Origin of the sequence: Actinophytocola algeriensis, from assembly GCF_014203735.1 — a bacterium.
Lineage (GTDB): Bacteria > Actinomycetota > Actinomycetes > Mycobacteriales > Pseudonocardiaceae > Actinophytocola > Actinophytocola algeriensis.
In genome coordinates this window covers 467,982-489,481 of sequence record NZ_JACHJQ010000007.1, presented here as the reverse complement: position 1 = coordinate 489,481, position 21,500 = coordinate 467,982, and the positions used below count along the sequence as shown (strand labels likewise).

The window sequence follows — 21,500 nt, the reverse complement described above, 5'->3', positions numbered from 1 at the left end:
TCTTGATCCCCGCCGGCGCCTTCGGCATCGTCGTCTTCTTCCTGTTCGTCGCGCCGGGTATCTGCTACGAGCTGCTGCGGGATAGGACACGCCTTCCTCGCGAGGAGAGCACGTTCGTCCACATCAGTCGAGTGCTCCTGTTCGGCACCTTCATCACCGTGATCTCGGTGTTCTTGATGGCGCTGGTGCGATGGATCTCGCCGACGTCGCTGCTCAATCTGCCGGATCTTCTGTTGGCGCCGACGACCTACGTTGCGGATCATGCGGTGCTGGTCGGCTGGACGCTCTTCGTGCAGCTGGCCTTGTCCGCATCTTTCGCCGTTGTGTTCAGCGACGTGGTGACTTCGCGGGCCGCGAAGGGCAGGCCGATCCATCAAGCTGACGCCTGGCATGCCATATGCGAGGAGGCAGCGGAGCCGTACGAGTACGTCAAGTTGAGCGTTCACCTGAAGAGTGGCCGAGACATCCTCGGTGTCTACGTCGGTGCGTCGACTGACCTTGACCCGACGAAACGCGAGCTGATCCTTGGTGCTCCACTCGAAGATCGAATGGCCGGGAGCGACCGGGCAGTCAGTATGAACGAGGCCTGGCAGCGCATCGTGGTCCCCGGCTCAGAAATCGAGTACTTTGCCGCCTCGTACGTCGGTGTGGCCAAGTCACCAGGCTCGACGACCTCGGGTGTCCCGCACCGTGCCCGCACCTGGGTGAGCAGCCATTGGCGCAGTTGGAAGGTGGCGGCGCCAACCGCGCTCGTACTACTCCTCGTCTGCGTGCTGTTGTGAACTTGGATTCGCTGTCGAGAGCCTTGCGAGCAACAGGCGGGTGACCGCTTTGATCTCGTCAATCGCCCACGTAGCCCCCGCTGCACGCAGCTCCTCGAGGTCCGTCTTGCCCGTTGCCACCCCAACCACCCGCACACCTGCGGCGAGCCCAGCCGCCACGTCGTTCGGTGTGTCGCCGATCAGCACCGTCGCTTCGTTGCCGAACTCGGCACCGGTTCGCTCACTGGCTCGCTGCTGCGCAATCGCCACCAGCTCGGCCCGCTCCTGGTGGTCGTTGCCGTAGGAACCTGCCTCGAGGTCGAGGAACCGATCGAGGCCGAATACCTCCAGCTTGATCCGCGCCACTTCGCGCAGGTTGCCAGTCAGCACGGTCTGGAACACCGCTTGGCTGGTTGCCAGCTCGGCGAGCGTGTCGTAGGCGCCGGGCAAGGCGCGGCCGCGGGTGCCCAGCTCGTCCCTCGCATCCTCGTACCCTTGGACTAGCGCCGCAGCCAATCGGCCGACCGCCTCGTCCGTCGGCTCCACCCCGTTGATCCGCAGCGTCTCGGACATGATGTCCAGCTCGGTCCGTCCTGACACCTTGGCCAGCTCGACGAGCGGACGCCCGGTTGCCGCCGGGAAGGCGCGTTGGTAGATGGCGAAGCCAACCCCGCGCGTCTCGATCAGGGTGTGGTCGATGTCCCAGAGAAGCAGGAGACGCGCGGGCGCGGTGGACGGCACCCCAAAAGTGTGCCACTCTTCCCACTTCGGTAACCGGGTGCGTACGATCAGTGCTGGTCAGAACCGGTCTGGGGAGATCGCGTATGGACGACGAACTGGCACGGACGTTTGGCCAACGAGTGCGCTTCGCCCGCCAGGGCAACCGTCAAACGCAGTCGGTTGTCGCTGGTCTCAGCGGCATCACAACCGACTACCTCTACCAGATCGAGCGGGGTAAGAAGCTCCCTGCGTTGCCGGTAGCCGTCGAGTTGGCCCGCGTCCTGCGGGTACCGCTGTCGACGCTGCTCGGCGAAACACCGACCGGTGGCCCGGCAGTTCCACCACTTGAGGCAGGTGCGGCGATCCACCAGGCAATGACCTGGGCATCACCAGCCCAAACATCGCTCGACGTCACCAACCTGCACCGGCAGGTCGAGTCGGCTTGGGGCACCTGGCAGAGCTCGGAACGGCGCTACAGCCAGCTTGGCCGTGAGCTGCCGACGCTGGTCACCGCCACCGAACAGTTGCGTCGGACGACCGACGAGACAGATGCCGTACTCACTCGCCAGGTGCAGCGTTGTGCTGCTGATCTCTATGGCCTGGTCCGCACGGTGGCCAAGCGAGTTGGCCGCGTCGACCTGGCCCTGCTCGCTGCTGACCGCGGCATTGCGGCGGCTGAGGTGGCCGGCGATCCGGTGCGTCGAGCAGCTGCGCACTGGAACCTGGCGCACGTCTTGCTGGCGCAAGATCAGCCTGAGGGTGCGGAGGCTGTCGCACTGCATGCCGCCGAGAACATCGCGCCCCACACTGCCGATGACCTCGATGCGCTGGCCGTGCGCGGTTCGTTGCAGCTGATAGCGGCGATGGCCAGCGTGCGACTCGGCAAGCCCTGGCGGGCACGCGATCGTGTTCGGGCGGTTGTCCCTCTCGCCGAGCGCACCGGCGAACGCAACGTCTGCTGGACAGCGTTCGGTCCAACCAACGTCGCGATCTTTGCGGTGTCAGTCGAGGTCGAGGCTGGCGACACCGGTGAAGGTTTGCGGCTGGCCGAGCGCATCGTGCCTGAACCGAGTATGTCCATCGAACGTCGGGTCGCCTTCCACCTCGAGCAGGCGAAGGGCTACAACCAGCGCCAGAACTACGCGGGCGCGCTGGTCATGCTCCAGGCCGCGAGCGTCGAGGCGCCCGAAGACCTGACGTACCGACCGGCAGCTCGTCGAGCGCTGCACACGGTCGTGCAGCGAGGCCGGGGAGCGGTTGGTCGGCAGGCAGCTCAACTTGCGTCGCGGATGGGTACGACCATCAGCTAGTTGTTGCGGGTCATGAGGTTGGTGACGGCGGGTAGGGCCTGAGACGAGGGGACGGGTCTTTCGGCGGCAGGATGGATGTGCGACCAACTATCCGCCGAGCAGAAAGACCCGTCCGATGCTCCACCGTAATGCCCCGTTGTCCGTGGAAGGCCGTCGCCGTCTGATCGAGCGTTGCCGGACCCGTCCAATCGCGCATGTCGCCGCTGAGATGGGGATCTCTAGGCAGTGCGCGTCGAAGTGGGTCAACCGTCACGACAAGTACGGCGACGCTGGCCTGCTGGACCGGCCCAGCGTCCCGCACCACCAACCCACCGCCACGCCTGCGCAGGTCGTCGTACGGATCGAGAAGATGCGCCGGGACCACAAGTGGTCGGCCCGCCGGATCGCCCGTGAGCTGGCCGGCGAGAGCGTCACGGTTGCGGTCAGAACCGTCAGTCGCCACCTGGCCTACCTCGGCCTGAATCGACGCCGGTTTATCGACCCCACCGGCGAGAACAACCGCGAGCCGCGCCGCATTCATGCTCGCTGGCCTGGGCACATGGTCCACCTCGACGTGAAGAAAGTCGGTGTCATCTCCGATGGTGGTGGCTGGCGCGTCCACGGCCGCGGCAGCGAACAAGCCAAACAGTCGATGCGAGGACGCCGACGTGGCGGCCGGGCCCGCTACACCTACCTGCACACCGCGATCGACGGATTCTCCCGCCTGGCCTACACCGAAGCCCTGCCCGACGAACAAGCCCGCACTGCCATCGGGTTCACCCACCGCGCCCGCGCGTTCTTCACCGCGCATGGCATCGCCCATGTCCATCGGATCGTCACCGACAACGGCTCCTGCTACCGAGCCCGCGACTTCGCCACCGTCCTCCGCGGGGCACGTCACCAGCGGATCACGCCCTACACGCCCCGCCACAACGGCAAAGTCGAGCGCTATCACCGGATCCTGGCCGAGGAATTCCTCTACGCCCACACCTGGACCAGCGAACAACACCGCTCAGAAGCACTGAAGGTCTGGAACATCCACTACAACTACCATCGACCCCACACCACCGCCGGAAACCAGCCACCCGTCACCCGACTCCACACCGGCGTCACCAACGTCGTGACCTCATACAGCTAGTGGTGCGATAAAACTACGGCATGAATCCCTGGCGCCACGTGTACGACTTGAATGACCGATACAGTCCAGAGATCACAATGCCTCGTCGGCCGAGGCTCGACGAAGGGGCCCGTCGCACCTTCAATACAGTGACCTTATCGTTAGACGTGGTTCATGGCCTGACTCTTTTTGCTCCAGAGGTGGCCCATGCATTTCTTATTCTCTCGCTGTGGTCTCATAAAGGTGAGGAAGTCAGCGAAGGGCGATACCTACGCGAAGTAGCTCAGAGTGACGACCCAGCGGATTTGTGGCCTCTCGAGGAGTTGGTCGACTGCGGCTTGATTATAACGCCGGAAGAATCCAAGGTCCGTTGCGAAGACTGGGAAAGATCTATATATGGGGATGATGATTGGGTTCAATCTCTGAATCAACGTAAAGAAAAACGAGTCCTTGTGGTACCGGACCCGTTTCCTGTCTTCCTTAGCGGCCGGTGGTTCGGGAGTCGCAAAACGCTCGCTAAGACCGCGCCGCGTCCGGAGATCGCGGTCGTCTACCGACTCTTCGGCGAGGAGAGGGATCTAATTTACATTGGCAGCAGCGGCAATCTCTACGCTCGCCTCAGGCACCACCCGATCAAGGAATGGGTCCATTACGAGGCGAGTGAGTGCGCTAGTCGTGATGCCGCGTATTGGCTCGAGGCCGCGCAGACCATTCAACACCAACCGCCGAAGAACGGGCGCGACTCCGTTGGAGGACGGATAACTGTCCTCCGCAACCTCACAGGCCCGCTCGAGTCCGCCGGTTCTTGGCCATTGCAGTGCCCCGAGCTAGATGCCGTATAGGCGGATACTGGCGGCGGGAACACATCCCTGCGGTACGGGCGACATCACCCTGTCGGATACCGCATCACCAGTCAACCCGGACTGGCAGTCAGGGTTGACCCCGCAATCCCTTCGTACGTTGATGACAGGCACCCGGTGCCGGGAGCACTGACCACGAGGCTCACCGCCCAGCAGGATCCCTCGAATCTCGTGGTTCTCCCCACTTCCGGCACCGGGGCGCCGTTCCACGCTAGGACCGTTCGAACGTCCTGGCGGCCCTGTCCAGCCGTACGAAGAGGTGTCGATCGTCATGGGCCTCCGGCTCGTTAGCCCTCCGCAGTTGACCAACGTGGTTCAGTTGCAGCCGTCAGCGCCCACTGGCGAAGTTCAGCTCAAGGAGTACACGCCGGAGCCGCACCAGCTCTATCACCTGATCCTCCTGGCCCTGTTTCTGCATCAGCCGGCGACTGACTGGTCGTGCCAGACCTGCGAGCAGTCCTGGCCCTGCGACCAGGTGCGCCTGGCCTTCCGCCTGCGCGAAGGCTTCTGACATGCAGCAGGACTGGCGATCAGAGCAGCCGTCGCTCGTCTACGGCTATTTCTGTCTCGAGGAACAAGACGAAGCGCAGGTTGCTACCTGGAGTCGCGACATCACGGACTTCTGCTTGGCTTCGGGCTACCGACTGGGCTCGATCTTCATCGACCGCGGCGTCTCGCCCGGCAACTTCGCCCGCGGCGGCTTCGTCGAGTTGCTGGCGGCGCTTCGCCTGCCCGAGGCGTTCGGCGTCGTGGTGCCGACGCTGGCGCAGTTGTCGACCGACACGCTCATCCAGCAGGTGCTCGTCCAGATGGTGCAGCTGACAGACAAGCAGTTGTTCGTCAGCCAGCAGGTCAATGGCAGCGACCCTGACGTCTTCGCATCGGACGGACGGGACCCAGCGCCGTGAACTCCATCGACCTGATCCGCCAAGCGGCGTCGTCGCTGGAAGCTGTCACCGGTGCGCCACCCGAGCCCGACTGGCACGACAACGCGGTGCTTCTCAGCGAACTGGCCACGCTGAACAAGCTCATCTCGCGCTACATCACGTCGGCGCTCGACGCCGACGCTGAACGCGGCAAGCCCGTCACTTCGGCACAAGACGCAGCGCTTGGTCAACAGCTCGTCGAGCTCGGCCAACGCTTGCTCGCTCGTGCCCACGTCGTCAGCCACGAACCGCCGCACCGCGGTTCCGGCTGATCCAGGGGAGCAGGCTGGCTGAACCCCATGTGTGCAGTCAGCCTGCTCCCCCAATGAATGCAACAACGGTGAACAACAGATATGGGAGGCGCGACATGAAGAACAACGATGGCCTGGTGGTGGCGGTCGAGCAGCTGACGGTCGTTCGGGCCCGGATGGACGCCATCCACTCCGACGCTGGCTCGGGCGACGACGCCGACGGTCACGGTGACGCCGGCGGCGACGGCCTCAACATCGCCGAGACGTCGCTCAGCACCCGTCAGTCCTAGGTCAACGGAGGAGCCTGATGGATCACCATCTGATCCGATCGCTCGAAAAGGCTCTGGGCTGGAACGGTGCCGACGGCTTGGGCGGCTTGTTCGCCCGCGGCAATCTGCCCGACCTCGAGCTGTGTTCGCGACTGCTGACACCCGAGCGGCTGCTCGACACCATCATGCGACGCAGCTTGGCCCCGCCGCAGTTCCGCTGTTTCCACGGCGGTGAAGAGTTGCACCCGGATGCCTACCTCACCCAGGTGACCACTCGGCGCGGCCAGACGTTGCCGGTCGCCAACATGGATCGGCTCGGGCAGTACCTGCGTACGGGCTGCACCGTCGTGCTGGATGCCATGGACTCGTTCGATCCGACCATGGAGATCGCCTGTCGGGCCCTGCAGTGGTGGTCGCACGAGCTGGTGCAGGTCAACACCTACCTGACCACCAGCAACGCCGAGGGCTTCAGCCTCCACTGGGACGACCACGACGTCGTGATCGTGCAGATCGCCGGTGAGAAGTCCTGGGAAGTCCGGGGGCAGTCGCGCGTGGCACCGATGTACGTCGACGCCGCGCGCAACAGCAAACCGCCCAAGGAGATCGTCTGGTCGGGCACCATGCGGTCGGGCGACGTCATGCACATCCCGCGGGGCTTCTGGCATCAGGCCACACGCAGTGACCGCGGCGACGGGTTCAGCCTGCACGTCACCTTCGGCTTCCAGAAACGCACCGGGGTGGACTGGTTCAGCTGGCTGGCCGATCACAGCCGCGAGAGCGAGCTGTTCCGGCATGACCTCGACCGCTGGGGCACCCCTGAGAGGCAGGTTGATCAGGAGTCGAAGCTGCTGGCCCTGGCCTCGCAGATGGTGATCGACTATCCGGTCGACGCCTACCTGCAGGCACGGGAAGAGACGCGCTCGCCGACCCGCTACGTCGCCACCGGCGGCGTGTTCGGCCCGCCCACTCGGGTCGTGTGCGTGACGGACTTTCCGCCGCGCATTGAGCGGCAGCAGTCGACGGTGGAGGTCTACGCGGTCGGCAAGAAGACCAGCTTCGCGGCACGAGCCGAGCTGGCGCTGCGGCACCTGCTGTCCGGCCATCCGGTCGAGCTGGCCGACCTCAGCGACGGCACCGGCGTCGACGCGGTGGCGCTGGCTGGCGTGCTCATCAAGGAGGGGTTGTGCGCCGAGGTGACCGAGGCATTGTCCTTGGGCTACACCGGGCTGATCCCGACCGCAGCCTGCTAGAACACGCGCTGAGCCTCGGCGTTCGTGGCATCGACACCGCCTACAACTACCGAGGCTTCAGCTCGCACCGGCAGCTGGCCCGCGTCGCCGATCTCCTCGGGGAATTCATCGTGTCGACCAAGGTCGGCTACTTCCCGAGCGACGGCGCGGGCCAGCCGCCCCAGCACTCGCTGGAGCCAGCACGGCTGCGGCAGGCGATCGAACAGTCCGTCGACGAGTTGGGGCGCTGCCCCGACGTGGTGTTCCTGCACAACCCGGAGCACACCCTGCGCGACCTGCCTGCCGAACAAGCCCGCGACCGCCTCGACACGGCCTCCGTCACCGTCGTCGAGGCGGTCGCGGCCGGCTGGTGTGGTGCCTGGGGCATCGCCTCGTGGGATCCGCGGCCGGTGGCAGCAGCCATCCGATCCGACCTGCCGCCATCGGTGTTGCTGCTCCGTAGCGGGTTGGCCGTGGCGGCGCCGATTCTCAGCGCGGCCGACGAGCTGTACCGGCGACTCGACATCCCACATGAGGGCCGCTGGGGGATGAGTCCGTTTGGCGGCAGCACCACCGATCCGGCCTGGCAAGCCATCGGCCAGGCCGGGTTTCTGACCGATGGGCAGCAGGCCACGACGGCGCAGGTCGCCTTCCGGCTGGCCTACGAGCTGCCAGCGGTGACGCGTGTTGCGGTTGGCACCACGCACCGGAAGCACCTGGAGGAGCTGGTGGCTGGCACCGAGCTCGATGTCTCCGAAGCCGCGGTGGCTCGCTACCGCCAACTGTTGAGTCAGCAGGTCGCGTCGACGACGGCATGATGGGTTCGCATCTGATTGTTAGCTTCGAAAAGGGGAGTGCTGCGTGGTTGTGCCGTCAGGTGTTGGTTCATCGAGCTCACGAGATCTGCGGAAGGAGCCCGTCGAGGACGTGCTGCGGCGGGTCGAATGCGGCCTCGACGTGCAGTTCGACCGGGAAGCGGTGGTAACCAAGCGCCGGTCGATCGGTGCCCCAACCGACCGCGGCACCTGGGTACGGATCGAACGACGGCTCCTCGCCAAGATCGCGGCGCAGGGGCAGCCCGCCAACGGCATGGAGGCCGCCGAGCTGCTGACCGGCATCGCTAAGCCCGCCTGGTACGGCGCCCTGTCGTGGCGCGACCAAGCCGATGCGGCGATCTGGCGGGCTGATGAGGTCGGGTTCGTGTCGGCAGCGCCCGTCAGGTCGCGCGGTTCACTTCGCGAGGCCCCGGCCTTGTCGGAGGCATGGTGGGCAACCTTCAACGCCTCGCTTGACAACCTGGCCCAGCAGCGAACCAATCGGCTGGCGACACCGGACACCCAGCTGATGACGCAGGCGCTGGTGACGGACCTTATCGAACGCGTCTTTGCTGGTCAGGTCGACACCACCCTGCCGAGCACCGAGCAGTGGGTACCCGCGCACGCCGATCTGAACTGGGCCAACCTGACCGCGCCGGACTGCTGGCTGCTGGATTGGGAAGACCTCGGCCAAGCGCCCCGCGGCCTCGACGCCGCCTGCCTGTGGGTCAGCTCGTTGGCCATTCCTTCGTTGGCCAAGCGCCTGTGCCACGAACGCCAAGCTGAACTCGACACCCGATCTGGCAAGCTCATGACGCTGTTCTACTGCGCAAAGGTCGTTGGCGACGCCCATGCGCAGGACAGTCCAAGCTTTGAACCAACAGCACGTTTGGCTGCGCACCTGCTGGCCGACTTGGTGTGAGTAGTCGGCCGCATGCCATAGCTGACAGATCAGCGGTTCCTGTGTATTGACAAATTATCTATACTAGATGGTACGGCCCCCAGTTTGCTCCAGCGCGATAAAGTGTCGGACGCGACTATTTCTAAACACGCCGTTCGTCTGCAACCAGACGAACCCGCGGTCTGCGGTTCAGGCTTTACCTTCACTCATGGAGGCGAACGTCGTGTTCAAGAAATCTGGCACTCGGGTCTTCCAAGCTCTCATCGGCTTGACGATGGCATTGGCGGGTTTCGACGCTGGTCGACACCTCTTCTATGTGCGGGTATGGGACGCGTTTCCGTCGCTTGCCTTGATCTGCCTCGCTGCGGCGGTCAGTGTCGCCACATACATGCTGACGCGAGATTGTGCAACCTGAGGTTCTCGTATTCACCTGGACGGGGTGTTGTACCCCGTCCAGGTGGCTCTACCCAGAAGACGTGACTACGCTCCTGCCGTTCATTCCTCGGGCACTTGCATGATCCTCGGGAGGAAGCATGAGCACGGGTGACGGTAAGAACGCGCTGAAGATAACTATATGGACCGTTGTTGGCACGGTCGTCGTGGCACTCATCAGCGGCTTCGTGAGCGTAGGTGTGCAGCTCATCACTGTTAACGGCTCCGACCAGGGCACTCGGCCGTCTGACCTTCCCTCAAGCAGCTCCAACTCCCCGACCTCGCCTCCAATTACTCCATCAACGCCCCCAAGCCGCGCGCCCGCGGCTCGGCCCGACGATGACCTCGCCCGCACGCACTTCGAAATAACGCTCGACGAATTTAATCTTGTTGGCGAAGTCGTCGTAAAGGGCGACGGTCAAATAGCTGCCTCGGGCCATGTCAACCCGACGGCTGCTGCGAAGGCCGAGAAGTGTCGCTTGGTGGTCAAGTTCGAGCCGATGAATAAAGCGGGAGATCCTGTCGGGGAGGCGCAGTTCCGCAGGTGTGAAACCGACGGGCCCGAACAAGATCACCCGGCGTTTGGGCCGGTGACTTTCGAAAACGATCAAAACATTGCCTACGTCAAGGTCACCGGCTCTTTGGATGGTCGAGAAGCGCCTGCTGAATATTGCCGGATCCTAGAAGACGTCTGTCGAGAAGCGCGTAAGTTCTGGTGGCCTTACAACTAGTGAGCCGTTACTCTCGATTTGCTGTTAATCGTCCACCAGTAGCTTGAGTGGATCGACCCCGATCCGCTCCGCTACGCGCTCAAGGCCGCGAAGAGTAATGTTGCGTTCCCCGCGCTCCAAGCCGCCCATGTAGGTGCGATGCACCCCCGCGGCGTCGGCGAAGTCTTCCTGACTGAGGCCGCGCGCAACGCGGATGGCGCGCAGCCTGCTGCCCACCCTGCGTTGCAGATCGCCCTCCATCAAGATCGGAGCGTCGCGATCTGCTACTTGTCAGTCTACAGACCTATGAGTAGCATCGAAGCTGTTCCAGGGGCTGACCTGGAGCTTTGCTGGGCGGTCGGATCCCTCAAGGGGGTGAACCGATGCGCAACGCGATGAGCGGCGGAAGTGGCGGCACCTGATCAGCAGCGAGCTGTCGATCAAGCGAGTACCCCTGGGTCGGTTATTCCAACCCGGGGGTGCTCGCGGCATATTCAATGAACGTTGAATTGCTGCTATACTCGATCATGAAATGTCCCACCTGCTTCACCAGCTGTACAAGACCAAACTCCGTCTCGCCGGGCTGGTGACTGCTGTCGTTGGTGTTGGTCTGCTCTTTGTCGCCAAGTACGTCGCGACCGATCCTGCCTGGAGCTGGTTGCTCAGCTGGCCGATCAGCGAACTCGGCACAACCCTGCTGAGCGCAGGCGTCATCGCTGTCATCTTCGAGTACTACGCGCGCAAGGAGTCCGAGGCAATCGCGGCCGAGCGGTTCCGTACCGTCATCCGTGAGGAAGCCCCGTCCATCCGCGACGCTGTCCTCGACAGCCTCGCCTTTAACCCCAGCACGTTGAAAGACGTCGCCTCGCCCGAGAACCTCGACCGGATCGCGACCAACGCGCTCGGTCTGCGTCTTGGTGATGAGCTGCTGGCGCGCGATGCTTACGCCGACCTCCGTGACCAGGTGATCGGAGCACCCGAGCGCTGGCGCGACGTCGACGCCTCGGTCTCGCTTGCGCCTTGGGAGCAGGGGCCGGCCGTTGGCCGCGGCTCCATGTTCGTGGCCACCATCCGCTGGGAGTACCGCGTCGTACCGGCAAGCAGCACCATGCGGTTCGCGTGCGTGTCCGAGTCGGCCGAGTACCGCGAGATGCTGCGCGACCCGACCATCACATCGGTCTGGCACTTCGACCGATCCAGCGGGATCGATCCCGGCAGCAAGGACGTCTTCGAGCTGCTCCAGCTCACTGTGGATGGCAAGCCGCGGCGGATCCGTCGTGACACTCGCAAGAGCGGGCAGGTCTACTCGGTCAGCCTCGGCAGCGTCAATGACGCTCGAGAAGTGGCGGTCAGGTACACCTACCGTGTCCTGGCGCAGCGTCACAGCCATCTGCTGTACCTCGACCTGCCACGTCCGACCAAGGGTCTTCGTGTTCGGCTCGACTACGCGGGTGCAGGCATCCGGCGCATCAACACGCTCGACTACTTCGCCGGCACGGAACAAGCCCGTGTTGAGCAGGCACCCGCTGCCACCTCTGCCAAGACGGTGGACATCGCGTTCGACGGCTGGATCTTCCCGCGGTCAGGGGTGGCGTTCGTGTGGGTGCTCGACAACGAGTTAGAGGCCTTAACCAGCTAGTCCGCAGCGGAGTCAGCCCAAGCGGTTGTGCCGCTCTGTCTCAACTGGTGTCGACTCGATGCGACGAGAGCGTCGCTGACCTGTCAAAGTCGGCTTGAGAATTGACCATGAACGCCTCGGCGGATGACTCCAGCCGTTGCACCTCCCGGGCATGATCGCGGCCCGATCGGGTGATGTTCGCTGCCGCTGTTGATGACGAGTGCTCGCATCAGCCTCGGGAGGAGGAGCTTTCACATGTTCGTGGTCAAGGTGCACTGGTAGCCGTTGTGCACGGTGCATCGTATCTCTGCGCAGTAGGACTACGTGTGGAACCGCTGTGGTCACAACTCGGCTGATCCTGCGGCGAATGGCGCGATCTGCGTGCGAGTTGCGTTGCAGTCTGCATGAAGATGGCGCCTGCTTTTCGACACAACCCGGGCTTTTCGAGCGACTTGCATCTAAATCTGCAAAGACTATTGAGTGACACACGAATGGGTGAGTGTGCAGGTCAGCATAGCCGCCAGGCGGCAGAAAGTGATCTTGTAAACCGCGGTTGCCCTGCTCAGCGGACGATGAGTCGGTGCAACGTGCCGTTTGCGACGTGTCGTAGGCTGGAGCGGCTAGCCGATCAGGAGTGTCGCCACACATCGACGCCGCCGTCAGCTGGCAGCCAGAAGCACGGGTAATACCCCGGGCATAGAAAGGCGCGACCTCCCGTTGGGGCGAGAGGCCGCGCAGTTGTTGTACCCATCTGACACGTGAATGACAGGAAAGGATGCAACCCGTTGACCTTACAACGTCGATGGCATGCGTTGCCATCGAGACAGGCCTACCGAGGCTGGCGTAGCCACGCGGAGCGACTGCTTGGCCGCTGCTGGGTGGTCAGCCTGTTGGTGGTGCTGCCCGTCGCAACGATCTGTATTGCTGTGGTGGCCGCGGTGGCAGTGGCGACCATGCTGACGTTCGTCGTCCTGACTCGAGTGGTACCGCAGCAGCTCAACCCGTTGATCCGTCGAAACCTTGATGGGTTGAGCGCTGGCTGAGCGCATCCACCGGGGGCGCTAGGCGTGTACAGCCCGTGCCTCCGGTGGATGTCCGCGACTTCTAACTTCTGCACGTTCCCACGGCTACATCACGGACAAGCCGCCCGCTGTCCCGAGGCGAACGCACCACCGGTGAACCCGATGAAGTTCGTCGGCGACATAGCCTGCCCCGGTGCCCAGCCGCGGTTGTAGCAGGCGTAGTTGTGCTGGGAGTACAGCTCGACGTGCACGTGCGGGCCGGTCCAGCACGAGCTCGATCGGTAGTTGCCGACCACGCCCAGCTGGGTGTTCCAGCGCGGGATGGTCGCGCCCTGGCTCACCGACGGGTTGATGTGGGCGTAGGTGGCGGAACCGATCTTGGTGCCACCGGTGAACAGCCCGACGGTGACGCGGTAGCCGCCATCGGCGATGACGCCGGAGGCGCAGGCCGGGCGCACGATCTCGACCCGGGCGCTAACCGACGTCGAGCCGTTCTGCGGTGCGGCGTACAGCACAACCGGGGCACCAACGCGGACGGACTGCAGGTCGGCTGACCAGTCGCCGTTGTAGGGAATGTGGTGCTGGCTCGGCAACGACGAGCCCGTGGGCCAGGTCGCCGCCAGTGGCGAGCCAACCCACACTGCCGGCTCGGCAGCCGCTGCGGTCGAGGTGAAGCCGAGCATCGCCAGCAGGAACGTAATGGCGAGCAATCCAGTGCCGCGCAAGCCGACCCATTCGCGTCGTCGGTGTGCAGTTCGCTGAGACATAGCGGAACCCTTCAGATTGACCAGTTTCTGTCATCAACAGCTCGCCGTTGGTGGAGCGCGGCGATGACCTTCAATCTGCAGGGTTTGGCCTGCTCATGGGGTGTCCGGCCGTCCCGGACATGTCCCGGACAACTCGGACCCAGGCCGTGACGACTCGTCACATCTGCTTGGCGCTGTTCGGCCCTGGCGTCATGCTGTGGCCGTGACCACGACCTCACGAGGCGATGACGCCAGCGAGGAATCGCTCGACAGGTTCTGCCGGGAGTTCGACGCCGTGTTCAAGGCCCGGGGTATGTCACTCCGTCGGGCCGCGGAGCTGTCCGGCTGGGGTAAGACGACCATCGACAGTGCTCGCAAAGGCCACGGCCTTCCCAACAGAGATCTCGTGCGTGATGTCCTGCAGGCGATGGACCTCGGTGCCCAGGAGGTTGATGCGTGGGTAGAACGCCGTGACCGGATCGCCTCGAAGGAGTCTGCTGCCGCGGGGGAACCTGAACCGACCTCGTCGAAGCGGCACTGGCTGATCGGGGCAATCGTTGCCGTCGGCGTTGTGGCAGGGGTGGTCATCGGCCTGCTCGTCGCACAGAACTCAGATGTGCCAGAGGGCGTAGATGGTAGAGCTGCCAACCCACCAGTTGGGAGCAGGGACATCGTCGTGCAGAACAAGGTCGCTATCGGGCCGACGGCACTCGACGAAGACGACAGTCCGTCGTACCTGTCGAGCCGCACCGTCTCCCGCTGCGCCAACACTGGCTGCAAGCTCGGCGGCACTGATGTCTACTCCGGTGCGAAGCTCACCGCCTACTGCCAGACCGAGGGGGAGTGGCTGACCAACGCCGACCTCGAGTCGGATGGCATCAAGCAGAACCCAGGCCTTGTTGCCTCAGACATCTGGTACGGCATCGAGTGGCGCGATGGACGCCGCGGCTACATCTCCGAGGTGTACATCGAGGAGAGCTACCGCGGCGGACTTGCCCTTCCTCAGTGTTAGAGACGTTCTTCGTTCTGAGCACGTGGTGATCAGCTTCGCACGCTGTCGCACGTCGATCGGCATGCGTTGCAGCTCCAGCGCCGCTAGGGGAGGCTGGAGCTGCAACGCATGCTCGTCGGCTACCTGTTGGCTTCCGCTGTTGTCGTCAAGTCGCGCAGCGCAGCCAACCGACGACGGTGGTCCCCGCGGGCGCGAAGGCTGAGTGCGGCCAGCAGCAGTTGGCCGCCAAGGCCGAGGGTCGCCGCGACTGCGGCGGTGCCCGTCAGTACGACGGCCACCAGCAGCACCAGGCGCAATGTGATCGGCCACGAGTGCAACAGACGCTCAAGCCGACCGAACCAGGTCGGGTCGACAAGTTCGTGTCGACCGCCGTGCCGCTGACATCCAGACCGACCAGCTTCCGCAGTGGGTGCGGGAACTGGTGAGGGCCGCGCCGGGGAGGTCCCTGGCGGACGCTGTCCGACAGGCGAACCGTGGATAACGAGGGTGATTCGGGGCACCCGTTGGGGTGACCCGCCTGGCACTTCGGCTGGATTAGTCGGCGAGGTGCCATCTATAGTCGACACGCTGGGCTCCAAATTTGGACGTTTGAGTGGTTCAGCTGAGCCGGCTCCCTGCTGATGACAGGGAGCCGCGCCATATGGGGTGTTGGGATTCCCTGCGTGGCGTGCAGAGGCGACGAATGGCGCGACGTGCTGGCTCGATCACTAGTTTGCACATGGCGACCCGTCGTGGCCAAACCCGCTGGTTGTCTGCGCCGAACGGCGGCTGTTTTACGACGAACGGTCGGTTGTGATCGGCGGGGCCAATTGCACGTGCATCGAACTCGATTAGTCTGCACTTTCGAGCAGAGTCGTCCCGGCGTGACCACTCTTTCCGGGAATCCTCGGTCGGAGGTCTGCGACTGACTGTATGCGTTCCCTGTGGTCGCTAGGCCATTCCGGTGGCGCGAGGCCACCGAGCGGCCCAACCGCCGATTAGTCGTCGGCGATGGGCCGAGTTGACCTTGGGTATCGATTCGATTCAGGCGTGGCCACAAGGCGGCCTCTACCTGCGCGGATGCTTCCAGAGTGATCTACGTTGGGAGCGGTGGAGGAATAATCGGCACACGCGATTAATCGGGGCCGTGCATCCTGGGGAGGTTGATTCGATCATGAAGCACATGATCATTATCAAGAGGAGGGCCGCCGCGAAAGGCGACCGCTGGGTGCGTGCGAGCCGCAGCACGCCGAACAACAACTGTGTGGAGCTGTGGCTGGGTCGCACCGCAGTTGGGGTGCGAGACTCAAAAAATTTGACGGGCGGAATCCTGACGTTCGATCGTCGCCAGTGGAACGAGTTCTTGGTCCGTGCTGTGCGCTAAACTCTGACACTGTCGCCGTCGGCCGTCCGCACCCGGATGGAGGACGGTGCAGCACGATCGGCTGATTGGCTAGCGAAAGCGGTCATATATCGATGACTCTCGAGGGGCACGAGAGTTCCTGCGAGTGATGGGGTGGTACAGCGGGTGGCACATGACGCCACTAAGCGCCGACTGCAGCTGGGGATCGAGTTGGAGAAGGCGCGCGAGGGGGCGAACATGACTCAGCAACGCGTCGCAGCGGCGCTGGGTTGTACGCAATCAAAGATCAACAAGATCGAAATCGACACGGTCGTGGTCAGTGTCCAGGACCTGAACGACCTGCTCCGCCTCTACGCTCCGTCGAAGGCGCAGGAGGAGCGGATACGGCTGCTAGCGGCGCAGTCGATGGCTGGGCCATCGGCCGGCGCTGCGGCCAACCGCGAGTACCTCAAGCTTCTCGCGTTGGAACGTGAAGCGGTCGAAGTGTTGGCCTTCTACTCAGAGCGCATCCCCAACTTGCTGCAGTCCGAGATGTACATGCTGGAGCAGTACCAACTCACTGACCAGCTCTACGACGTCAACTCGATCACCGAAAGTAGGCTTGAGCGCGAGGAGCTGTTCACGATCCCGCGGCCGCCGCGGTATCGGGTCGTCTTTAGCGTGTCATCGTTCTACCGCATGCCTGGTGGACGGACGGCTCGGCTGGCAGTTGATCAGATCGAGCACCTGCTCAGGATGATGGACACCTACCGCAAGCGCTTGTTCGTGCACGTGTTGCCCTGGGAAGCCAACCTCCCGTACATCCCGCACGATTTGACCGTTCTGCGCTTCGACGACCCGACGAACGACCAGCTGTACCACGAGTACGGGGAGGGCGAAGGCCGGATCTACACCGGCCGCAAGCAGGTGAGTGCTCACATCAAGTATTGGGAGAAGGCCTACGCCCAGGCGCTCAGCGTCGACGACACACGGAAGTTTCTACGCGACCTCATCGAAGAGGCTCGTAGCTGGTAACCGGACGGCCGGTCACAACTTCTCAACGGCATCCCCGCCCGCGCTGCTTGTTGCAGACTCTGTTCGCTAGCATCGATGATTAATCCGAGGACGCGATAGCGGGGAGGCTCAGTCTGTGCCCGAGAGAACGTCAGATCCGGTTCCGCCTGAAGGGGTTGACTTGAAGCGACCGAGCGTCGCACGGGTCTACGACTATTATCTCGGAGGTACCGCCAACTGGGCGATAGATCGAGAATTTGGGGATCGCGTCCTGTCAAAATTTCCCCTGCTGAGGGATATCGCGCTGGCTAACCGGCAGCTGCTCAATCGGGTGGTGCGATATCTGACCAAGCGGGGTGTGCGGCAGTTTCTCGATATCGGCGCCGGTGTGCCAACCGCGGGCAACACCCATCAAGTGGCTGACGAAGCCAGGCAAGAAGCTGGCGGGGTGCCGGATGTGCGGGTCGTGTACGTCGACAACGATCCGGTCGCTGTCGCCCATGCCAACATGCTGCTCACCCGCGAGGGCGATGCCGCTCGTCACGTCGTGATCGAGTCCGACCTCCGGCGTCCAGACGAGCTGTGGCAGAAGGCGATGGATACTCAGCTGCTCGACCCCAACGAACCGATCGCGCTGTTGCTGATCGCGGTGCTCCATGTCCACCAGCCGAACGCTGACGGCACCGACGTCGGCCCGGAGGCGGTTGCACGGTTCCGTGAGCTGCTGCCCAAGGGCTCATACTTGGCGATTTCGCACATCACCGATGAGGGCGTGCCGGCCGAGCTGGGCGACAGACTGGTCGAACTGAAGCGCATGTATGACGAGTCAAGCAGCAGCGTCGTCATCTGGCGTACACGTAGCGAGATCGCCGCACTGCTTGCTGACTTCCAGCTCGTCGAACCTGGCTGGACCTGGACGCCTGAGTGGCACCCCGAGGAGACCGGCCCAACGGCTCGACCTGTCTCCTTCGGTTCTCCGAACGAAGCGGTGGTCTGGGCTGGTGTGGGGGAGAAGGTCACCTGACCAGCTGCCACACGGCCTGGTTACACCTCGTCCGTGGCCTCTCCCTCTAGCGTCTTGCATACTGTTCCCATGGCTCCCAGATGGGCAGCAGGCATCCGCTTGAGTACGACGCTGGTCGCGCCTGCGCTAGCGCTGCTTGTCGTCGCGGCTTGTTTCCTGCTTGCCGGCGAGCTCAGCGAGCGACCAGAGGCAAAAGTCGAGGCAGTGTCCGTCTCGAGCGATGGTGGCATCTATGTATGTGAGATGACCGCCGCGCCTTCCAAGTGCGGCCCGGTGGCCGATCCAACCTGGCCTCAGATCGGGGCCTCGGCCTGTGTCGCCGTCGCGGCGGTACTGCTGTTGGCAGCAGCCGGGCTGTCGTTACGGGCGCGGCGTTCGCCGGTTAGCGGTTTGCGGTAGAGCTCGACTCACGAGGCCACAGCTGCACCAGCCAGCGTTCGGCTGTCTCCGCGAATGACCCTTCCTCAAGCTCGTCGACTCGAGGATCATCACGGACGTACACGATCACGCCGTACTCGCCTGACTGCGGCAGGGAGATTGCGTTGTCGGACATCGACGCGGCGATCGACTTCAGCCGCACTTCCCCAGCGAGGTTGGTTGTGGCTTCCTCGGTCGTGTCCCAGGTACCGCCGGCTGGCTCCGGTCTCGCAGTCCAAAGTTCGATGCGTACCGACGGGTAGTGGTCAGACGCGCGGCTTCGAAACACGACCCCGCCCGGACCAGGTGCGGACCGTCGACCTTCGGTCGATTGCCCGCTGTCGGCGACGCGGAGCATGGGCACCTCTTGGAGCGTGAAGTGGCTGAACTCGACGAGGATGGTGTCGTCGAGTTCAGCCAGCAGTTCAGGTCTCGCCACTCGGACAGGTTACCGTCGCCGTGCTAGGGCACTATCTTCACCCAGAACGGGTCGTAGTCAAGTATGTGGTCGGCTGACAGCCACGACCCGTACACTCTTCCCGCCTTCTCGTTGTGATCTTTGTCGATTGCTTTCACTGCGTAGTCATAGACCGTCCGTGTGTCGACGCGGACTGAATTTTCGTAGGTAGTAGCTAACGGATATTCGTCGCATTGTTTCGTCCCGCCCTTGGTGTAACCGGGCCCGTGGTAGCGTCGGCAGGTCTTGGGTACCTTTCTGCGCGATGCTTGAATTGTGTTGTCGGTATCGTATGCCTTATACAGCCGATGAAGAGGGATGTCTCCCGGGGCTCCAGGAACCTTCTTCCCGGGAATGCCTGGGGAAGTTCGGGTGATGTCAGTCTGGGCGTCATTGATGAACTCCGCCGACTGGGACAGCGTTGAATCTGACAGGCTGAACTCGAGGACCGAGCCGACATTGTTGAAGTTGCAGCGGCTACCGCTGATGTAATTGGCGATGTCACAACGGAAAATCTCGTCCGGTGTGACATCCGACTGGGGTCCCTGCGGCGTGAAAAGAGTCAATTGCAATCCGAAAGCAAAAAACCCGCGTAGCTCGGCTCGATACTTGTCGCCTGCGGGGACGGCCGTCGTGGTGCCAGCCTTAGCGATGCCAAACTCTTCGCCCGCTCGGCGTTGCCACTCGCTGACAGGCATTTCGTAGAAAGAGGGCGTGCCAGTGGGTGTTGTGCAGTCGCTTGTGCGAGCGGGATCAGCGTTAAGGCATGGAAGTTGTATGTGAAAAAGCCAGGTCGGATCGGTCCAGCCGGTCGTTTGGAAGTTCAACATCCGGAACCTGAAATCAATGACGTTCTCTGTACTCCGCATGGTGCCTATGAACTCAAGTTGGAACTCGACAGTTCCACTGTCGACCACTGTGCCGTGATCGTCACGTCGTACGAACAAAAGAGTGACAGGCGATCGCCTGCAGATGTTGTACTTGTTCTTGAACCAGTATGGTGCCACATCGATATTGAAATGGCTCGCACATTCCTGCCAGGTAACAGGATCGATGGCATTAACGCCAACAGTGCCAGGCAGGTTGAGCCGAGGTGACCTGGCGTCAGTTGTTACCAGATACTCGCCGTCTTCGGCCATCCGGTAGAGCTCGTCGCCCTTCGGTTGGTCGCGCAGTCGTGCTTCGATCTCGGTGTTCTGCTCAGGAAAGCTCTTACCTGATGTTTCATCGCCAATCACCAGACCGTCCGATGGTGCATTCTGAGTCGAAGGCGATGGGGCCGTGCTGGCGGTCGCCGCTGGGTCTGTGCCGGTGTAGCTCGTGAGGCTCCATGCCATGACGGCAGCGAGGGCCGCCATGGTCAAGCGTCTCGGCCAAGTTCTGTTCATGACGCTCCAGGTGAGAGGTGCCCACTGACGAGTTGCGTTGTACGGCCACGTGGCCGCCGGGCGCGGCTCACGTGACCAGGTCCATGATCTGCCAACCGGTCCCCAGCGTGGCTGGCTCACCGAACGAGTTCAGGCCGTTGACGCCCATGAACGGGTAAGCGATCAGCGTGCCGCTCTTCGATCGGACGATGACGTCGTCGGTGCCGTTGCCGTTCAGGTCTGACAGCGACAGCAGGTTGATGAAGGAGCCGGTGAACAGGCCGGCAGCAACGTCGGTGCTGGTCCCCGCCCAGGTGTTGGTGCCGTCGAAGTCACGAAGGTGGCGGGCGACGGTCATAGTGCCCGTGGCGAAGGAGTTGCTGATCAGATCGGGTGTGTCGCGGTGCCATTCGGTGGCCAGCAGCCAGCCGATGCTGCCGCTGCGGACGTGCACCCGCGGCAGGAATGTGTTCACGCCGTTGAACGTCCGGCTGTGTGGATAGGCCCATAGATTGCTGCCGTCGTAGGCCAGGATGTCGTCGAACCCGTCGGCCGTGACGTCGGCCAGGATTAGCTCGCTGAAACCGTTCCAGCCTTGACCGATGAGAACTGGTGATCGCCACGTGCTGGTTCCATTGAAGGTCCCGCTGTGCGGGTAGACCAAGAGCGCGCCATCTGATGCGCGGCGAGCCAGCAGGTCGGCCGGTGCCTCCGGCGTCAGCTCGGGGTCCTGCGTGTCGCCGGTCACCTCGGCCACGCCAATCCAGTTGTGGCCATTCCAGCCCGTCCCAACGAGCACCCGTCCTGCAAACGTTGACGTGCCGCTGAAGCTGCCGGTGTGCCGATAGACCCACAGCGTGCCGCTGTTGATGCCCGGTTCCCGGGCAACGATGTCCGGCCAGGCATCGCCGGTTACGTCCCGCGACCGTGAGGTTGACCGCTGGATGTTGTCATTGGGCGCGAGTTTCGTAACGGACGCCGGCGTCGACGCTGGCTTGCTCGTTGCCGCGGGTGCGGCCTGGTGCGTGCCGACCAACACCGCGAATGTTAGGCCTATGGTCAAACTGACGTTGACAAATCGATGAAGCTGGGTGAGCGGTCTTCGTTGTTGACTGTTCACAGTGCCCCTAGTCTGCAATGAGCACTGGGGCGCAAGGTCTTCGAGATGCGCGAATACCCCGATACATGGAGCCGCGCACGACAAATGAACATCCTGCACGAC

23 protein-coding genes are annotated in these 21,500 nt (G+C 63.3%); 16 read left to right on the top strand and 7 right to left on the bottom strand.

All coding sequences use genetic code 11. The annotated features are described in order from the left end of the window. Nucleotides 1-2: 2 nt before the first annotated feature. Nucleotides 3-782 (top strand): DUF6338 family protein, encoded by a 780-nt coding sequence (locus tag FHR82_RS33625; RefSeq protein ID WP_184814616.1) that lies wholly within the window; start codon nt 3-5, stop codon nt 780-782. Here the strand turns inward: FHR82_RS33625 and FHR82_RS33620 are convergent. Beyond that, a complete protein-coding gene (locus FHR82_RS33620) occupies nt 756-1,502 on the bottom strand; it encodes an HAD family hydrolase (protein ID WP_184814615.1) in 747 nt (248 codons plus the stop codon). The genes FHR82_RS33625 and FHR82_RS33620 overlap by 27 nt on opposite strands. A gap of 83 nt (nt 1,503-1,585) precedes the next feature. On the opposite strand from FHR82_RS33620, the gene FHR82_RS33615 reads away from it, so the two are divergent. From FHR82_RS33615 to FHR82_RS33570, 10 genes are all read left to right on the top strand, one after another. Next, entirely contained in the window at nt 1,586-2,791 is a 1,206-nt protein-coding gene (locus FHR82_RS33615) for a helix-turn-helix domain-containing protein (RefSeq protein ID WP_184814614.1), read from the top strand. A 115-nt stretch (nt 2,792-2,906) separates the two neighbouring features. Continuing rightward, entirely contained in the window at nt 2,907-3,908 is a 1,002-nt protein-coding gene (locus FHR82_RS33610) for an IS481 family transposase (RefSeq protein WP_184814613.1), read from the top strand. A 1,140-nt stretch (nt 3,909-5,048) separates the two neighbouring features. After that, nucleotides 5,049-5,258, top strand: coding sequence for a hypothetical protein (locus FHR82_RS33605; protein ID WP_184814612.1), 210 nt, complete (start codon nt 5,049-5,051; stop codon nt 5,256-5,258). Nucleotide 5,259: 1 nt separating this feature from the next. After that, the gene (locus FHR82_RS33600; protein WP_184814611.1) at nt 5,260-5,655 is read left to right on the top strand and encodes a serine integrase family protein; all 396 of its coding nucleotides are present in this window, start codon (nt 5,260-5,262) and stop codon (nt 5,653-5,655) included. Further along, nucleotides 5,652-5,945: a hypothetical protein gene (locus tag FHR82_RS33595; protein WP_184814610.1), complete on the top strand. Its 294-nt coding sequence runs from the start codon at nt 5,652-5,654 to the stop codon at nt 5,943-5,945. The genes FHR82_RS33600 and FHR82_RS33595 overlap by 4 nt, the downstream gene beginning before the upstream one ends. A 95-nt stretch (nt 5,946-6,040) precedes the next feature. Further along, the gene (locus FHR82_RS33590) at nt 6,041-6,214 is read left to right on the top strand and encodes a hypothetical protein (RefSeq protein ID WP_184814609.1); all 174 of its coding nucleotides are present in this window, start codon (nt 6,041-6,043) and stop codon (nt 6,212-6,214) included. 17 nt (nt 6,215-6,231) lie between these two features. After that, nucleotides 6,232-7,443, top strand: coding sequence for a JmjC domain-containing protein (locus tag FHR82_RS33585; protein WP_184814608.1), 1,212 nt, complete (start codon nt 6,232-6,234; stop codon nt 7,441-7,443). Beyond that, nucleotides 7,377-8,240, top strand: a complete 864-nt coding sequence (locus tag FHR82_RS33580; RefSeq protein ID WP_184814607.1) for an aldo/keto reductase — start codon at nt 7,377-7,379, stop codon at nt 8,238-8,240. The genes FHR82_RS33585 and FHR82_RS33580 overlap by 67 nt, the downstream gene beginning before the upstream one ends. Before the next feature lie 109 nt (nt 8,241-8,349). Then, on the top strand, nt 8,350-9,159 hold the full coding sequence (locus FHR82_RS33575; RefSeq protein WP_221464557.1) for a hypothetical protein: 810 nt from the start codon (nt 8,350-8,352) through the stop codon (nt 9,157-9,159). Nucleotides 9,160-9,671: 512 nt separating this feature from the next. After that, the gene (locus FHR82_RS33570; protein ID WP_184814606.1) at nt 9,672-10,301 is read left to right on the top strand and encodes a hypothetical protein; all 630 of its coding nucleotides are present in this window, start codon (nt 9,672-9,674) and stop codon (nt 10,299-10,301) included. 24 nt (nt 10,302-10,325) lie between these two features. Here FHR82_RS33570 and FHR82_RS33565 read toward each other — a convergent pair whose 3' ends face one another. Further along, nucleotides 10,326-10,541 (bottom strand): helix-turn-helix domain-containing protein, encoded by a 216-nt coding sequence (locus FHR82_RS33565; protein WP_184814695.1) that lies wholly within the window; start codon nt 10,539-10,541, stop codon nt 10,326-10,328. 271 nt (nt 10,542-10,812) lie between these two features. Between FHR82_RS33565 and FHR82_RS33560 the strand changes: the two genes are divergently transcribed. After that, nucleotides 10,813-11,919: a hypothetical protein gene (locus tag FHR82_RS33560; RefSeq protein ID WP_184814605.1), complete on the top strand. Its 1,107-nt coding sequence runs from the start codon at nt 10,813-10,815 to the stop codon at nt 11,917-11,919. A 1,111-nt stretch (nt 11,920-13,030) separates the two neighbouring features. Here the strand turns inward: FHR82_RS33560 and FHR82_RS33550 are convergent. Beyond that, nucleotides 13,031-13,645 carry a M23 family metallopeptidase gene (locus FHR82_RS33550; protein ID WP_184814603.1) on the bottom strand — a complete coding sequence of 205 codons (615 nt, stop codon included), beginning with the start codon at nt 13,643-13,645 and terminating at the stop codon, nt 13,031-13,033. A gap of 244 nt (nt 13,646-13,889) precedes the next feature. On the opposite strand from FHR82_RS33550, the gene FHR82_RS33545 reads away from it, so the two are divergent. Beyond that, nucleotides 13,890-14,678, top strand: coding sequence for a hypothetical protein (locus FHR82_RS33545; protein WP_184814602.1), 789 nt, complete (start codon nt 13,890-13,892; stop codon nt 14,676-14,678). A gap of 119 nt (nt 14,679-14,797) precedes the next feature. Here FHR82_RS33545 and FHR82_RS33540 read toward each other — a convergent pair whose 3' ends face one another. Beyond that, complete coding sequence (locus FHR82_RS33540; RefSeq protein WP_184814601.1) at nt 14,798-14,965, bottom strand: hypothetical protein; 168 nt, start codon at nt 14,963-14,965, stop codon at nt 14,798-14,800. Nucleotides 14,966-15,831: 866 nt separating this feature from the next. Between FHR82_RS33540 and FHR82_RS33535 the strand changes: the two genes are divergently transcribed. The 3 genes from FHR82_RS33535 (at nt 15,832) to FHR82_RS33525 (ending at nt 18,037) form a co-directional block, all read left to right on the top strand. Then, nucleotides 15,832-16,041 carry a DUF397 domain-containing protein gene (locus tag FHR82_RS33535; RefSeq protein ID WP_311771393.1) on the top strand — a complete coding sequence of 70 codons (210 nt, stop codon included), beginning with the start codon at nt 15,832-15,834 and terminating at the stop codon, nt 16,039-16,041. 144 nt (nt 16,042-16,185) lie between these two features. Beyond that, a complete protein-coding gene (locus tag FHR82_RS33530) occupies nt 16,186-17,034 on the top strand; it encodes a helix-turn-helix domain-containing protein (RefSeq protein WP_184814600.1) in 849 nt (282 codons plus the stop codon). Between the two features lie 160 nt (nt 17,035-17,194). Then, entirely contained in the window at nt 17,195-18,037 is an 843-nt protein-coding gene (locus FHR82_RS33525; protein ID WP_221464556.1) for an SAM-dependent methyltransferase, read from the top strand. A gap of 382 nt (nt 18,038-18,419) precedes the next feature. Here the strand turns inward: FHR82_RS33525 and FHR82_RS33520 are convergent, their stop codons facing one another. From FHR82_RS33520 to FHR82_RS33510, 3 genes are all read right to left on the bottom strand, one after another. Further along, entirely contained in the window at nt 18,420-18,893 is a 474-nt protein-coding gene (locus tag FHR82_RS33520) for a hypothetical protein (RefSeq protein ID WP_184814598.1), read from the bottom strand. Between the two features lie 23 nt (nt 18,894-18,916). Then, a complete protein-coding gene (locus tag FHR82_RS33515; protein ID WP_184814597.1) occupies nt 18,917-20,269 on the bottom strand; it encodes a hypothetical protein in 1,353 nt (450 codons plus the stop codon). 97 nt (nt 20,270-20,366) lie between these two features. After that, on the bottom strand, nt 20,367-21,398 hold the full coding sequence (locus FHR82_RS33510) for a VCBS repeat-containing protein (protein ID WP_184814596.1): 1,032 nt from the start codon (nt 21,396-21,398) through the stop codon (nt 20,367-20,369). Nucleotides 21,399-21,500 lie beyond the last annotated feature (102 nt).